At 40.5% G+C, this 16112-nt stretch carries 12 protein-coding genes; 5 read left to right on the top strand and 7 right to left on the bottom strand.

What is annotated here, in order from left to right; genetic code table 11:
• Positions 1–131 precede the first annotated feature (131 nt).
• From BLS32_RS16850 to BLS32_RS16840, 3 genes are read left to right on the top strand one after another with little or no spacing between them, the layout of a single operon-like run.
• Positions 132–1250 (top strand): imelysin family protein, encoded by a 1119-nt coding sequence (locus BLS32_RS16850; protein WP_091398757.1) that lies wholly within the window; start codon positions 132–134, stop codon positions 1248–1250.
• Between the two features lie 2 nt (positions 1251–1252).
• Positions 1253–2617: an HTTM domain-containing protein gene (locus tag BLS32_RS16845; RefSeq protein ID WP_091398755.1), complete on the top strand. Its 1365-nt coding sequence runs from the start codon at positions 1253–1255 to the stop codon at positions 2615–2617.
• Positions 2598–5042 (top strand): TonB-dependent receptor domain-containing protein, encoded by a 2445-nt coding sequence (locus BLS32_RS16840; protein ID WP_091398752.1) that lies wholly within the window; start codon positions 2598–2600, stop codon positions 5040–5042. Before BLS32_RS16845 ends, BLS32_RS16840 begins: the two co-directional genes overlap by 20 nt.
• Here the strand turns inward: BLS32_RS16840 and BLS32_RS16835 are convergent.
• The 5 genes from BLS32_RS16835 to BLS32_RS16815 all read right to left on the bottom strand — a co-directional run bounded on the left by BLS32_RS16835 (position 5039) and on the right by BLS32_RS16815 (position 10925).
• A complete protein-coding gene (locus BLS32_RS16835; protein ID WP_091398750.1) occupies positions 5039–5740 on the bottom strand; it encodes a hypothetical protein in 702 nt (233 codons plus the stop codon). The genes BLS32_RS16840 and BLS32_RS16835 overlap by 4 nt on opposite strands.
• A 2-nt stretch (positions 5741–5742) precedes the next feature.
• Positions 5743–7572 carry an ABC transporter ATP-binding protein gene (locus BLS32_RS16830; protein WP_091398749.1) on the bottom strand — a complete coding sequence of 610 codons (1830 nt, stop codon included), beginning with the start codon at positions 7570–7572 and terminating at the stop codon, positions 5743–5745.
• Positions 7572–9299 (bottom strand): phospho-sugar mutase, encoded by a 1728-nt coding sequence (locus BLS32_RS16825; protein ID WP_091398748.1) that lies wholly within the window; start codon positions 9297–9299, stop codon positions 7572–7574. The genes BLS32_RS16830 and BLS32_RS16825 overlap by 1 nt, the downstream gene beginning before the upstream one ends.
• Positions 9300–9437: 138 nt before the next feature.
• Entirely contained in the window at positions 9438–10394 is a 957-nt protein-coding gene (locus BLS32_RS16820) for a glycosyltransferase family 2 protein (protein ID WP_091398747.1), read from the bottom strand.
• Between the two features lie 3 nt (positions 10395–10397).
• A complete protein-coding gene (locus tag BLS32_RS16815; RefSeq protein ID WP_091398746.1) occupies positions 10398–10925 on the bottom strand; it encodes a DUF4199 domain-containing protein in 528 nt (175 codons plus the stop codon).
• Between the two features lie 237 nt (positions 10926–11162).
• Here BLS32_RS16815 and BLS32_RS16810 point away from each other — a divergent pair, with 237 nt between their 5' ends.
• A complete protein-coding gene (locus tag BLS32_RS16810) occupies positions 11163–11414 on the top strand; it encodes a type B 50S ribosomal protein L31 (RefSeq protein ID WP_091398743.1) in 252 nt (83 codons plus the stop codon).
• 120 nt (positions 11415–11534) lie between these two features.
• Positions 11535–12710, top strand: coding sequence for a GlmU family protein (locus BLS32_RS16805; protein ID WP_091398742.1), 1176 nt, complete (start codon positions 11535–11537; stop codon positions 12708–12710).
• 61 nt (positions 12711–12771) lie between these two features.
• On the opposite strand, the gene BLS32_RS16800 is transcribed toward BLS32_RS16805, so the two are convergent.
• A complete protein-coding gene (locus BLS32_RS16800) occupies positions 12772–13233 on the bottom strand; it encodes a PepSY-like domain-containing protein (protein WP_091398741.1) in 462 nt (153 codons plus the stop codon).
• Positions 13234–13426: 193 nt separating this feature from the next.
• Positions 13427–16087 carry a S9 family peptidase gene (locus BLS32_RS16795; protein WP_091398740.1) on the bottom strand — a complete coding sequence of 887 codons (2661 nt, stop codon included), beginning with the start codon at positions 16085–16087 and terminating at the stop codon, positions 13427–13429.
• Positions 16088–16112: the final 25 nt, after the last annotated feature.

The raw sequence follows: 16112 nt of genomic DNA, 5'->3' as shown, positions 1-16112 counted from the left end.
CAAACTTTATTTAATAATTTTTTTAGCAATCGGGATTGTTAATAAATGAAGGTCAGGATTTAAAAATTAATTTAGAATTATTATGGATAAGTAGGATTTGCTTTTGTATTTTTGTCGAAATTTTTTAAAAGATGAAAAAAATAATGGCATTGTTCGGATTTGTTGCAGTTCTGATTGCCTGTTCTTCGAGCGACAATGATGAGGCTGAAACTGTAAATAACAATTATGACCGAACGGCGCTTTTGACCAATTGGGCCGATCATATCATCATTCCTGCTTATCAAAACTATCAGGCAAAAATCAACACGCTTTCGACAGATGCTGCGGCTTTTACAGCCACGCCAACAACGGCAACTTTGCAAACATTACGAACTTCATGGCTCGAAGGATATAAAGCCTATCAATATGTAGCCTTGTACAATTTCGGAAAAGCGCAGGACATCAGCTTTAAGGAAATGAGCAATACGTATCCAATCGATAAAGCCGGGATCGACGCAAATATTGCTTCGGGAACGTACAATCTTTCTTTGTTTGCCAATTTCACACGCCAGGGTTTTCCAGGGCTTGATTACTTGATTAACGGGCTTGGCGCCAATGATACCCAGATTATCGCATTTTATTCGACCGATTCCAATTCCGCCAAATACAAAACATACCTTATAGATGTTGTAGCGAAAATGAAATCCAATGCCGATGCCGTAGTTGCAGATTGGACTGGCGGCTACAGGGCAGCATATATCAGCAATAACGGAACTTCTGTAAGCAGTTCTGTAAGCAAAACAACAAACAGTTTTGTGAAAAGTTTTGAAAGAGACATTCGTTCCGGAAAAGTGGGTTTTCCTGCCGGGGTATTTTCAAATAACGTTCCAAGGCCAACAGATGTGGAAGCGTATTACAAAAAAGATGTGTCTAAAATTTTATTGAATGCTTCGGTAACAGCGGCAAAAGATTTTTTTAACGGTAAATATTTCAACGCTGCCGGTTCAGGCGAAGGTTTAAAAAGTTACCTCGACTATGTAAATGCAGTCCGAAACGGACAAAAACTTAGCGACATTATCAATTCACAATTTGCACTCGTAGAAACGACAAACAACCTGCTTGGTGAAAATTTTATCGATCAGATCAGTACCGACAACCAAAAAATGTTCAATGCTTACAATACCATGCAGCAAAATCTCGTTTACATCAAACTCGATATGATGCAGGCATTGAACATTACGATTGATTATGTTGACGGCGACGGCGATTGATCATGAACCGAATCAAAAATTACTTAAATACGTATACAAATGCTTCAACGCTGGCCTTTTTCAGGCTGGCGTTTGGTTTTATGATGCTGTGCAGCCTGATCCGGTTTGCGGCTTACGGCTGGATCGAAAAATTCTACATTGCGCCCCAATATCATTTCACTTATTATGGTTTTGACTGGGTGAAGCCAATCGGGATTTACACGTATCTGATATTTTTGATCTGCGGAATTTCATCACTTTTCTTTACGATCGGATACAGATACAAAGCTTCGGCAATCGCGTTTTTCCTGAGTTTTACCTACATCGAACTGATGGACAAAACGACCTACCTAAACCATTATTATTTCATTTCGATCATCGGTTTTGTAATGATTTTCCTTCCTGCAAATGCCTGTTTTTCAGTTGATGCATATCAGGATCCGAAAAAATCTTTTCAAAAAATTCCTTCCTGGAACACCGATATTTTAAAGCTTTTGCTCGGGATCGTATACTTTTATGCGGGTTTGGCCAAACTCAATTCCGATTGGCTTTTCAAAGCGATGCCGCTTAAAATCTGGCTGCCAAACAATCTGAATTTTCCGGTTATTGGGCCGTTGCTGAATGAAAACTGGGTGCATTTTGCCTTCAGCTGGACTGGTGCGGTTTACGATTTGACGATTGTGTTTTTACTATTGTACAAACGCACCCGGATTTTTGCCTTCATCTTAGTCGTTGTTTTCCATTTGCTCACAAAAATCCTGTTCCCGATCGGCGTTTTTCCATACGTAATGATCGTATCTTCGCTGCTGTTTTTCGACAGTGGTTTTCATCAGAAATGCCTGGAGATTATCGCTAGATTTTTCAAAATTGGGAAATCGGTTTTTAATGTGGCGAATGAAAAAACGATCATGAAAGGAAGTCTTTATCAGATGAAAATCGGAATATTAACCCTGTTTGTCTGTTTTCAATTGTTGTTTCCATTCCGGTATTTGTGTTATCCCGGCGAATTGTTCTGGACCGAAGAAGGTTTCCGTTTTTCGTGGCGCGTCATGCTGATGGAAAAAGCAGGTTACACGCAATTTACCGTAACTGATGCCAAAACCAAAGAAAGTTTCCATGTGAACAACAGCCATTTTTTAACCGCTTTTCAGGAAAAGCAAATGGCTTTTCAACCCGATTTTATACTGCAATACGCACACATTTTACACGATTTTTACCAAAAACAAGGCATTCATGATCCTGAAGTACGCGCCGAAAGTTACGTCGCACTTAACGGAAGGCTCAGCAAATTATACATCGACAAAACCATAGATCTCGCTAAAGAAAATGAATCGTTTAAACACAAAACCTGGCTGCTGCCGTTCAAAGATGACATTAAAGGATTTTAGCTGCTTTTTATTTTTACTGCTTGCCGGCAATGTTTTCGCGCAGGTTAAAATCTCCGGTACAGTTACGGCTGCTAGTGGGGAGAAATTGCCATTCATCCAAATCATCAACAAAACCGATGGCAATAAATCGCAAACGGATAAAAACGGAAATTTTGTTGTCAACGTAAGCAAAGCCGGAAATTATGAACTCACTTTTTACAGTGACAATTACGCAATCTTTGAAAATTCATACGCCGCGCCATCCGAAAATATCCAGGTTTCACTGGAGAAAATCAACAGCCTTTCAGAAGTAACCGTTCAAAAACAAAAGGAAAAAATATTCGCACTCAACAAACTCCGAGATGTCGAAGAAACCGCGATTTACGCAGGAAAAAAATCCGAAGTGATTTCAGTCGGGCAACTGACCGCGAATAAAGCGACGAATAACACACGCCAGATTTTCGCACAGGTCGTTGGTTTAACGATCAATGAAGGTTCAGATGGCGGATTGCAGCTCAGCATTGGCGCACGCGGACTTGATCCAAACCGCACGTCCAATTTCAATACGCGCCAAAACGGTTACGACATCAGTGCCGATGTCTTGGGGTATCCCGAAAGTTATTATGTGCCGCCAACAGAAGCACTCGATGAAATCCAGGTCGTCCGTGGTGCTGCATCGCTACAATACGGAACACAATTTGGCGGATTGGTCAATTTCAAACTCAAATCACCATCTGAAAAACCAATCAGCGTAGTTTTAAGAAATACAGTTGGCTCTTACGGATTGTATACCAATTTCACAAGCCTCAGCGGTAGCGTTGGAAAATTCAGTTATTACGCTTTTTCGAATTATAAAAAAGGCGACGGCTTTCGCCCTAATTCTGATTTTGAAAGCAAGAACTTTTTCGCGAACCTGAATTACCAGTTTACCGATAAAACGTCGCTGCATTTTGATTATACCTATTTCAATTACCTCGCGCACCAGGCTGGCGGATTGACCGATCCCATGTTTTACGAAAATCCGCGCCAAAGCAACCGCGCCAGGAATTGGTTTAAAGTCGACTGGAATTTGTTTGCCCTGCGATTCAACCATAAATTCACGGCTGATGCCAATTTTTCGCTGCAGCTTTTCGGACTTGATGCAAGCAGAAAATCCGTTGGATTCAGGCCAAACCGCATTGAAATTGGAGATGCTCAAGGCCAGGCTCGCGATCTAATTTCGGGGGATTTTAAAAACTGGGGCGCCGAAGCCAGATACTTGCAAGGTTATAATCTGGGAAGAAATAAAAGTACATTTTTAATCGGGGCCAAATACTACCAGTCGGATAATTCGGGATTTCAAGGCCCGGGAAGTTCCAGAAGCGATGCCGATTTTAATCTGGCGACAACAGAATTTCCATATTACAAAAACCAATCGGATTATAAATATCCAAATATGAACATTGCCGTTTTTTGGGAGAACATTTTTCGGATTACACAAAAATTCTCCGTTACGCCGGGTTTTCGATTCGAAAAAATTAGAACCGAAGCTGAGGGTTATTATAGGGTAATTGGCTTGAATTTTTCAGAGACAGAAGTCATTTCTGATAGAACAGAATATGAAGACAATATAAAAGACCGAAATTTTGTTTTATTTGGCATCGGACTGAGTTACAAACCAAAAAACAAACTGGAATTTTACGGAAATGTTTCCCAGAATTACCGTTCGATCACATTCAATGACATTCGTACGGCCATTCCGAACCAAAAAATTGCACCCGGAATTTCTGATGAAAAAGGCTATACTTCGGATATTGGATTTCGCGGACAATTAACCGATAAGGTGACTTTTGACGCCAGCGTGTTCGGTTTGTACTATGATGATAAAATTGGAGAATACGACATAGTAGAAAGTCAGATATTCAAGCGCATTAGAGATAATATAGGAACGGCCGTCACCTATGGGTTTGAAATGATGATCGACTGGAATCTGGCGCGGACTTTCTTTAAAAACAACGAGAATTTTGTCTGGAATGTGTTCTCAAACACTGCATTTACCGGATCTGAATACCTTAAATCGTATGTGCCGTCAAATTACGACATCAGCGTTAAAGGCAATGAAGTCGAATTTGTTCCTTTGTATAACATCAAAGCCGGAACCGGAATTGGCTATAAAAATTTTAAAACAAGCCTGCAACTCACTTATGTTTCGTCACAATTTACTACTGCAAATAATGATTACAGCAATCAAAATAGCATTGGTGACGGAATTACCGGACAAATCCCGTCTTATTATGTGGCCGATTTTTCTGCATCCTATAAATGGAAAATGCTAAAACTCGAAGCTGGGATCAACAATTTTACCGACAATAAATATTTTACCAGACGCGCTTCAGGTTATCCTGGGCCGGGAATTATCCCATCAGATTTCAGGAGTTTTTATACGACTTTAGAAATTGCTTTTTAAATCAGGATGTCGCTTTCAAGATCTGATTTTTCGATTGTAAAGTCAAATCCCAATCGTTTTACGAGTTCGATGACAAGGTTTTTATACCAGTTTTCTGATTTTGGATGGATGTAGATTTTCTCGATCAACTGGCTGATGTCGACGTCGATTTTAAGTCCGTTGTCGATGTTTAAATTGTGCGAAGTCGCATCGGTGATGATCCGGATTTCGCGTTCGTATTGGAAACTTTTCCGCTTGAATAAAAACGGAAAAAACGCATTTTCAAACGGAATGTATTCTTTTTTATAATCGATGTAATTGACTTCTCCAATGTATTGCTGATACGTTTTTTCAGGTGCCAAAGCTTCTTGCAACCGGCCTAAAGTCGACTGGATCGCCAAACCTTCGCTCTTCTGTGTAAAAATCTGCCACATCGCAAACGATTCATATTCGTTGATGTGCCAGCTGCTGATGACGACATTTTTCCGGTGTGTTTTGTAGTAATCCAAAAAGTCGGGATTGTCTATCGAAAGCTTGCGGATTTCCTCAAAAGTCGGCTCGCTGAACGTGCCTTCATATTGGTCTTCAAACTTGTCCGACCGCGACATGAACAATTTTCTGTACAACAATAAATCAACGAATTTAGACAAATCAAGATATTTCCAGACAATCGTTTCCGGATCGTGTGGCAGCTTGATGTCTTTATCGTTGGTATACATTTTTAAGATTCAAAAGATTGCATCGTGACCAGTTTGTTGTAGGTGCCTTGTTTTGCAATCAGTTCGTCGTGGCTGCCTTGCTCAACGATTTTTCCTTTTTGCATCACAACAATCACGTCTGCTTTCTGGATTGTTGAAAGTCGGTGCGCAATCACAATCGAAGTACGGTTCTGCATCATATTTTCTAACGCCACCTGAACGAGTTTTTCGCTTTCGGTGTCGAGTGCTGAAGTCGCTTCATCAAGGATCATGATCGGCGGATTTTTAAGTACAGCGCGTGCAATCGACAAACGTTGTTTTTGTCCGCCCGAAAGCTTGTTGCCGCTGTCGCCGATGTTGGTTTCAATGCCCAAAGGCAAATCTTTCACAAATTCGTAAGCGTTGGCAATTTTTAAGGCATCGATCACTTCTTCATCAGTTGCATTTTGTTTTCCGAGAAGAATATTGTTTTTGATCGTATCGTTGAATAAGATTGAATCCTGTGTCACCAATCCCATTAAAGCACGCAGCGAATGCAGATCTAAGTCTTTAATATTGACGCCGTCAATTTCGATTTGGCCTTCCTGTACGTCATAAAAACGCGTCAGCAAGTTCGCGATTGTACTTTTTCCGCTTCCCGATTGCCCAACAAGTGCAATGGTTTTTCCTTTTGGAACTTCGAGAGAAAAGTCTTTCAGGACATTTTCTTCCTCATATCTGAAATTGATATTTTTAATCGAAATCCGATCTTCAAAACCTTCTTTAAAAACCGCATCTTCTTTAGATTCGATCGTATTGACTTCTTCCAAAACCGTAAAAACCCTGTCGGCTGCAGCCAATCCGCTCTTCACATTATAAGATGCTTTTGAGATTGCTTTTGCAGGCGTTAAGATGTTGTACGCCAACGCCATATATGTGATAAATGCCGATCCTAACAATGTTTTTTCAATCAAAACCATATGCCCGCCATACCAAAGTAAAACGGCGATCGTTACAATTCCTAAGAATTCGCTCATCGGCGAAGCCAGGTTGTTTTTGTTTCCGATGCTGTTGGATAATTTAAGCAAACGCGTCACCGAATCATCGAAAACCGACTTGAATTTATTCTCTGCATTGTAGCTTTTGATGACTTTTAATCCGCCAAGGGTTTCTTCAACCACAGAAATGAAAAATCCAGATTCCTGCTGTACCCGTTCTGATTTTGACTTTAATGATTTCCCGATTCTTGAAATGATCAAACCTGAAATCGGAATGAAAATGAACACGAACAACGTTAGTTTCACACTGATATAAAACATCGTAATGATCGTAAAAATAATCGTCAACGGTTCGCGGATGATCAATTCGAAGATCGCAAAAAACGAAGCCTGCACCTCACCAACATCGCCCAGCATTCTCGCCATCACGTCGCCTTTTCGCTTTTCAGAATAGAACGATACCGGAAGTTCGATGATCTTTTTGTATAAAATGTTCCTGAAATCTTTCAACACACCATTCCGCAACAGCGTAATATGGTACATCGCAAGATAATTGAAAATGTTTTTCAGAAGGAACAGCGCGATGATCAAAATGATCACAAACAACAAGGCGCGCGTTTGGTCTTCGCCTGCAAATTTTGCGGCATAATAATTCAGCAAATCCTTTAAATAACCGCCCAATTCCGTAATGCTATGCAATTCAGGCTTTGTGCTGGCAACCGGTTTTTCCTCGCCAAACAAAATATTGAGCATTGGGAAAAGCGACAGCATCGATAGCGAACTGAACAACGCATATAAAATATTGTAAAAAATGTTCATCACCGCATTGCTTTTATACGGTTTGATGAACGGAATGATCTTTCTGTAATTGTTCATTAGCTAAGGTTGAGTTCCGATATGATTTCCTTGATCTTATCGTCAAGTTGTTTTTCCACGGCAGCTGCATTTTCTGCACGGTCGAGTGGAAGATGTGCGCTGAAATAAAATTTGATTTTTGGCTCGGTTCCGCTTGGTCGCGCACAGATTTTCGTGCCGTCTTCGAGGTAATAAATCAGGACGTTCGATTTTGGGATTGTCATCATTTCTTCCTCGCCGGTCATGATGTTTTTAGCGATCGATGATTGGTAATCTTCCACCATTACGACACGTTCATTGTAAATTTCCTTTAACGGATTTTCACGTAAATCGACCATCATCTGGTTGATTTCCTGCAATCCTGAAATGCCTTTTTTGGTCAGTGAAACCAAATATTCTTTGTAAAATCCGAATTCAGCATACAATTCAATCAGTTCTTTGTAAACCGAGCTGCCTTTGGCTTTAGCCTGTGCTGCAATTTCGCAGATCAGCAACGTCGCGGCAACGGCATCTTTGTCACGAACGGCATCGCCGACCATATATCCAAAACTTTCTTCACCGCCACCGATGAATTTTTGCTGCGGGAAATCTTTGATCATTTTCGCGATCCATTTAAAACCGGTCAAGCCAACTTTGCATTCTACGTCATACGCAGAAGCGAGTTCCATCATCATTGGCGTAGAAACGATCGTTGATCCGATGAACTGTTTGCCATCTATTTTTCCTTGAGTTTTCCACTTTTCGAGCAGATAATGCGTCATTAAAACCATCGTTTGGTTTCCGTTCAGCAGCGTCATTTTACCGTCGTTGTTTCTTACAGCAACGCCCAAACGGTCGCAATCCGGATCGGTTCCAACAACAATATCGGCATTTAATTTATCTGCAAGCGCAACGGCCATGCTCAAAGCTTCCGGTTCTTCAGGATTTGGAGATTTTACCGTTGGGAAATCCCCGTTCGGCTCGGCCTGTTCCGGAACAATGTGCACTTTGGTATATCCGGCTTTCGCCAATGTTGGCGGAACCAGCTTGATCGAGGTTCCGTGCAGCGAAGTAAAAACGATATTTAAATTTTCCTTATCTTTTGCAGGCGTATTGAAACTCGCGTTTTCAATCGATGATTTGATAAACGCGTCATCAACTTCCTTATCAATATATTCAATCAGTTTTTCGTCGGGCTGGAATTTAATTTCGGCATATTCCAACGCTTCAATGACGTTGATGATTTCACCGTCCTGTGGCGGAACAAGCTGGCCGCCATCTTCCCAATACACTTTATAACCGTTATATTCCGGCGGATTATGTGACGCCGTCAATACGATTCCGCACTGGCATTTTAAATATTTGAGCGCAAAACTGAGTTCTGGAGTCGGACGCAAATCTGAAAATAAATACACTTTGATGCCATTGGCAGAAAATACATCCGCAACTGTTTTTGCTAAAGTGTTGCTGTTGTGGCGACAATCATATGCAATGACCACTTTAATTTGCTGCCCCGGAAATTGCTGGTGCAGGTAATTTGAAATCCCTTGCGTATTTTTCCCGAGCGTATATTTGTTGATTCTGTTCGTTCCAACGCCCATGACGCCACGCATTCCGCCCGTTCCGAATTCCAGGTTTTTGTAAAAACTTTCCTTCAAATCAGCGGGCGAGGAAGAAATCATTTCTTTCACGGCTTCCTGCGTCTTATTGTCGAAAACCGGTGTTAGCCAGGCATTGGCGCGGTCTAATATGTCTTTTTCAATTTCCATAGTGTTTTATTTTTTAGGAGCTGATCCTGCTTTCCATTGCAATCTTTTTTTCGGGATTGCTTCGTGCCTCACAATGACCTCAAAAAAGGATTTCCATTTCAATCAGGGCTAGGGCAGATGTCTCGCAATCAGCTTCAGTTATATATTGACAGTATTTGATATTTTATAACGTTCTTCATTGTTCTTCGTCCGCAAGATGATTTCGCCAAGAAAACCGGCCAGGAACAGTTGTGTTCCAATGATCATCGTCGTCAGTGAAATGTAAAACCACGGATTATTGGTCACCAAATTGTAAGGCAAATCATTATACAAACGGTACAATTTTGAAAATCCGATAAATCCGGCAGCTAAAAATCCGATGATAAACATCACAGAACCTAAAGCGCCAAACAAGTGCATCGGGCGTTTTCCAAAGCGAGAGATAAACCAGATCGTGATTAAATCGAGAAATCCGTTGATAAAACGGTCCATCCCAAATTTGGTTTCGCCGTATTTTCTTGCCTGGTGCTTTACTACTTTTTCCCCGATTTTTCCAAATCCGGCATTTTTCGCCAGAACCGGAATGTAACGGTGCATTTCGCCTGAAACTTCGATATTTTTTACGACCGTATTTTTGTAGGCTTTCAATCCGCAGTTAAAATCATTCAGTGCTACACCCGAAGTGCGGCGCGCAGCCCAGTTGAACAATTTTGACGGCAGGTTTTTGCTGACAACCGAATCGTATCTTTTCTTCTTCCAGCCCGAAACCAGATCGAAATTGTGTTCTAAAATCATTTCGCGCAATTCGGGGATTTCTTCAGGATTGTCCTGCAAATCGGCGTCCATTGTAATGACGACATCGCCTTCCGCTTTCGCAAATCCGGCGTGTAAGGCTTGTGACTTCCCGAAATTCTTCAAGAAACGGATGCCTTTGATGTTCGTGTTTTCTGCCGAAAGGCGGCTGATGATGTTCCAGGAATTGTCAGTGCTTCCGTCATCGATGAAAATCACTTCGTAGGAAAAATTATTTTTGGTCATTACCGAAACGATCCAGTTGTGGAGTTCCTGCAAAGATTCTTCTTCGTTGAGAAGCGGAATTACAATGGATAAATTCATTAATTATAAACTTTGTGGGCGTTCTCTTCTGATGATCAATGCAGTCACGAGTCCGATAATAGAGTAGATGACCAAATTGATTGCAAAACCTTTGAGTTGTGCAACAGCTCCAAATGAATCTGTTTTTTGCAGGTCTTCGATGATTTTATTGACATCGGCAGCTTTCGCCCCGAAACTTTGCATCATGCTGACGGTATATTTGATCAGGTTTTCGGTAATCACCGCTTTCGCCTCGGGATCAATAAAATTAAAAAGCAAAATGGTATAAATCGTCGAAAGCAAAAATCCGATTACCACCGTAATGAAAAATGCGGTGAACGCTTCTTTAAATGTTAGAAAACCGCCTTGTTGCTTTTTATAAGTGATACCTGCGAAAGCGCCAAATAAGGTAATTACTATGAGATTTGTTACTCCGATCCACGGTTTTGTAAACAAACTCAGGTCGACGGCATACATGATCGTGGTGACAACAATTAAAAAAAGACCTAAAAACAATCCAAATTTGACTGCATTTTTCCTCAGATTTTCCATACTTAATAATCGCTTGGTTGAATTAATCTACAAATATAACAATTCCGTATGTAATGCGTAAAATAATTGCTGTCGGATATTGATTAAAAAAACATCTATAAACATTTGATTATTAAAAAATAATTGTAAATTTGCAGGCTTAAAATAATAAAGTAAAACAAAAAGTTATAAGGCGTTTATACCTTTTCGTGAGAAAAGCTGCAGGACAAATTATAGCCATTAAAGTAAAATATTACCATGAAAAAAGGAATCCACCCGGAAAATTACAGATTAGTTGCTTTTAAAGACATGTCTAACGAAGAAGTTTTTATCACTAAATCTACAGCTGATACAAGAGAAACAATCACTCACGAAGGTGTTGAATATCCCGTTGTGAAAATGGAGATCTCTAGAACGTCTCACCCTTTTTACACAGGTAAATCTAAACTTATTGATACTGCAGGACGTATCGATAAATTTAAGACCAAATACGCTAAACACGTTAAATAATTTTAACAGTTTCAAATATCAGAAAGCCTTCCAATTCGGGAGGCTTTTTTATTTTTAGGTAACCTGTTTTGTATTTAAACTTTGTAACTTTGGCACTTTACAACTTTGAAACTTCATAAAATGAACTACATACTTTTTGACGGAACCGTCCGCAACGCCTTGCTTCCTTTTACATTTACACGTCCCGTTGCCGATATTCGGATCGGAATTTTAACCATTCGTGAAAAATGGGAAAAATATTTAGGATCGACGACAACAACATTGACTGAAGACTATTTGTCTGAAAAATTCCCGATGGTCGAACTCGAAGAAAACGTGATGATTAATGCGTCTTTTCTGCCGAATGGCATTTTGGCCGAATTGGTTGGCAATCTCGAACCAAACCAAGCGATTTTTAAAGGCGAGGAAGTCATCGCTTTTTATACGCAGGACACACAGGAAGAAGTCAATTTCGACAATTATGAAGTCATCGAATACAACGACGATTGCCTTTTTGTAGCAAATCCGTGGGATATTTTTTCTAAAAATGATGCTGCGATTCGCGAGGATTTCGAGTTGCTGACCGAAGACCGAAAATCACAACCCATCCCAAAAAGCGTCAACGTGATTTCGCCTGAAAATATTTTTATCGAAGAAGGTGCAAAGCTCGAATTCGTAACCTTGAACGCTTCAACCGGGCCAATATATATAGGTAAAGATTCTGAAATTATGGAAGGCTCGATCATCCGCGGTCCATTTGCGCTGTGTGAGCAGGCTTTGGTGAAAATGGGAGCGAAGGTTTATGGCGCGACAACTGTTGGGCCACATTCGAGAATAGGCGGTGAAGTTAGTAATTCTGTTTTGTTCGGCTATTCTAATAAGGGGCATGACGGATTTTTAGGAAATTCGGTTTTGGGCGAATGGTGTAATCTGGGTGCCGATACGAACAATTCGAACCTCAAAAACAATTACGAAGAAGTCAAATTGTGGAGTTATGAAACGGAAGGTTTTGCAAAAACAGGATTGCAGTTCTGCGGATTGATGATGGGCGACCACAGCAAGGCCGGAATCAATACGATGTTTAATACCGGGACGGTTGTTGGCGTAAGCACGAATATTTTCGGAAGTGGCTTTCCGCGAAATTTTGTTCCGAGTTTTTCATGGGGCGGCGCATCGGGATTTACGACTTACATCACCAAAAAAGCATTTGAAACTGCAAAAATCGTCATGTCGCGCAGGAATGTAGCATTTGATGAGAAAGAAGCTAAAATTTTAGAGCATATTTTTGAAGAAACCAAAAAATACAGGAAAGAATAATTTTTAAACAAAAAACCACGATCGTATTTCAATCGTGGTTTTTTATGGAATATTGTTTTTTTTATTTGTCTGTATTTTCAATAACTTCTACCTTTTCAACCCTTACAAATTTTCCGTGGATGTTAAAAACCAATTCAGTTCCGTTGACTAATTTAACCAGGATTTCCTGTGGGCCTTTATCAATTTTGGTCACTTCCTGTTGCGGGTAATTCTTTTTTATGTAATCCCAAAAAGGTGTAGGAACAAGTGATACCGGAATCGGAGTTCCTTTTCCGTCAATTTTTTTCCAGCTACCTGAATCTTTAAACTCAAGTTCTGTTTTGTCTTCAAGTACAATACTGTAAGTCGACAGGCCGGATTTTTTTTTAGTTTCTTTCGAAGCTGTTTTTACAACCGTTTCTTTAAAATTTGCCTGTATGAATGTAAAGATGTCAGCAGGCAAATCGGTTGGCTTGATTTTTTGTGCTTGTGCATTTGCGGCAAATGAAAAGACAATCAATAAAGCGGTAAAAATATTTTTCATGGTGTTTTGAATTTTGAGTTTTTAAAAATAATAAAACGAAATTACTTTTTTAAGTATTTAAGAAAGCTTTAATGTTTCTTTATTCTTAAAGGAAAGTTTTGTTCAGTTGATTGCAAATATATGAATTCCCAATTGGTATAAAAATAAAAAGGAGCTGCCGTTAAGACAACTCCTTTAAGATTTGATAATTTTTTTATTTTTTTGTGACCGTCATTTTTGCATTTCCCAATGCAGGAACAACTTGTGTCGTTTTTTCAGCCATTTTAGTTGCTGGGTTGATCCATAATGTTGTGATGTCATTCGGATTATCATTCGAAACGACTTCTGTTTTAAGGCAATCCACATTGTTGAATTTTTCGGTTCCAACAACTTTCAAGGTCACCTGCTTTGCTTTTCCTGTAGTCATATCGGGCATTTCAAAAGCCAGTGCATAGTCAGGTTTTAAAGGCAATCCTGCGATGATGTAATCCAATCCAGCACCGTCAGAAAAGTAAGCGCCAGTAAAAAGGATTTCCATTTTTTTGCCTTGCATTTCCATCGTCATTTTGTCTTTTGTGAACGCCATCGGGATGCTTTGTCCCATTTGTGTCATGTTTCTGCTTACGATGGCCATTGCTGGCGTGAACTCGGCTTCATCCGTGATTTCGCCCATCATTCCTTTAGCCGAATCTTTCACGCTCCAGTTGCTCCCTTTTTGGGAAACGGTTCTTGTCATCGTCATCGGAATGGTTTGGCCCTGCACTTCAAAAGTAAAATCGTAGTTTACCGTTTGCGCTTTGAAAGTGTTGTTGATCGCCGGAAAATCTTTTGCCGTTTTGATCTCTTTTTTAGATTCGTACGTTACTTTCGAAACATCAACCGTGATTTCTTTTAAACGTTTGGCTACATTTTCAGGCATTTCTTTTTGATACGTTCCACCGAGAATGCCTGCAAGGAATTTTTCTGTTTCGGCAAACATCGCCATGCTGTTTACGGGTTTGCGGAAACCGTGGCCTTCATCATCTGCCAAAAGATATTCGACTTTTTTGCCTTTATCGCGCAAAGCAATTACGATCTGGTCGGCTTCAGCTTTTTTAACCCTTGGATCATTTGCGCCCTGGATGATCAATAAAGGTTTTACGATTTTATCGGCGCTAAATAATGGGCTTGCAGCTTTGATGCTTGCTTTTCCAGCTTCGGTGTTCGGATCACCAACCATTCCGTATAACATTGCTTTTCCAGCTTCCCAATAGGCAGGAACCGATTCGAGCAAAGTAAAAATGTTGCTTGGGCCAACGATATCAACACCGCAGGCATAAACATTAGGCGTAAAAGCCAAGCCGGCAAGCGTGGCATAACCACCATAACTTCCGCCCATGATCGCCACTTTATCTTTATTGGCAATGCCTAGGGCGATTAAATATTTCACGCCCCAGGTAACATCATCCTGCATCAGTTTTCCCCATTGCAGGTCGCCGCCGTTCAGGAATTTTTTCCCATATCCGCCGCTTGCCCTGAAGTTTGGCTGCAAAACGGCATAACCTCGATTCGCTAAAAATTGAGCAATCGAGTTGTATCCCCAATTGTCTCTTGGCCCTTTTGGCCCACCGTGTACCAGGATTACAACAGGTAAATTTTTTGCTGTTTTTCCGACAGGCAAGGTCAGATAAGCCGGAATTTCAAGTCCGTCGCTGCTTTTGTAACGCATCGGAGTCATTGGAGCCAAATACTGCTCTACTTTTTTCAAAGCCGGCCTTGGTACATATTGCAACACCAGTTCATTATTATTGGTATCGAAAAAATAAACTTCAGGAGCATATTTATCGCCTGTAACAGAAACTAATAATTTCTTTTCGTCTTTGGTCATGCTCTGAAAGCCAATCTCGCGCCCCGGAAATTTCGATTGCAGGAATTTATAATTTTGTTCCCAGGCCGCATCTTTCCACAGATACACTTCTTTGTCGTCTGTATAGCTGGTGCTGATGACTTCCCTCGTTAGGTCGCTGATCGAAAGTCCGCCAAAATCAACCCTATTTTTCGGATCGCTTTCCACTTTGGTGTTTTGTTTCGTTACCGGATCGATTAAAAATAAAGTCGACAAATTGAGGTCGCCTTTATTTGAAACCAGATAGGCTTTTTTGTTGTCTGGTGTCCAGCCGGTGATGTAAGCTTGCTCGGTTACGCTAGTATCATAGAAAGGAACTAATTTTTCACCGTCTTTGCGGAGCATGGTCGTATTTCCTTTTTCGTCAGTTTTAGAAACGACTCTTAATTTTTCGTCCCAATCAAAATCATAACCTGTAATTCTTTCGGTATTTTCATACATTTTAGTCAACGTTCCTGTAGAAATTTGCAACTGATACAAATCGTGCCAGGATTTGTCGCGGTCATTTATGGAAACCATCATCATATCGGGATCTTTTTTACTCACGAGATTGATCCCCGCGGTCACATCTTTTAACGGTGTCAGGTTTCGTGATGCAGGAACACTGCCAGCGGCTGCTGTTGCCATCGGGTCAACCGCAAAAACATTTACATTTTCATCACCGTTTTCATCTTTTACGTAAACAATATATTTTCCGTCGCGTGTCCAGAAATAACCCATCATCGGCCTTTTGCTATTTGTCAAAGGACGTGCTTTGTCAAAAGGTTCATCAAATTGTTTCACCCAGATGTTCATGATTCCGTCGTATTCTTTCATGAAAGAAATCCATTTTCCGTCGGGGCTCAATTGGCCGGCCGAGATTTCGGGATTTCCAAAAAACAATTCGCGGTCTAAAACAGGTGTCGCGGCATCTTTGGTTTGTGCCGTCATCTCGTTGGTGAAATTCACTGCGAGAATTAGGATAAAGCATTGATAGACAATATTCTTCATAAAAAATGTTTTAAAGGTTGTGATA

The sequence above is a fragment of the Flavobacterium noncentrifugens genome (assembly GCF_900100375.1).
Lineage (GTDB): Bacteria > Bacteroidota > Bacteroidia > Flavobacteriales > Flavobacteriaceae > Flavobacterium > Flavobacterium noncentrifugens.
This window is presented reverse-complemented; position numbering and strand designations above follow the sequence as displayed.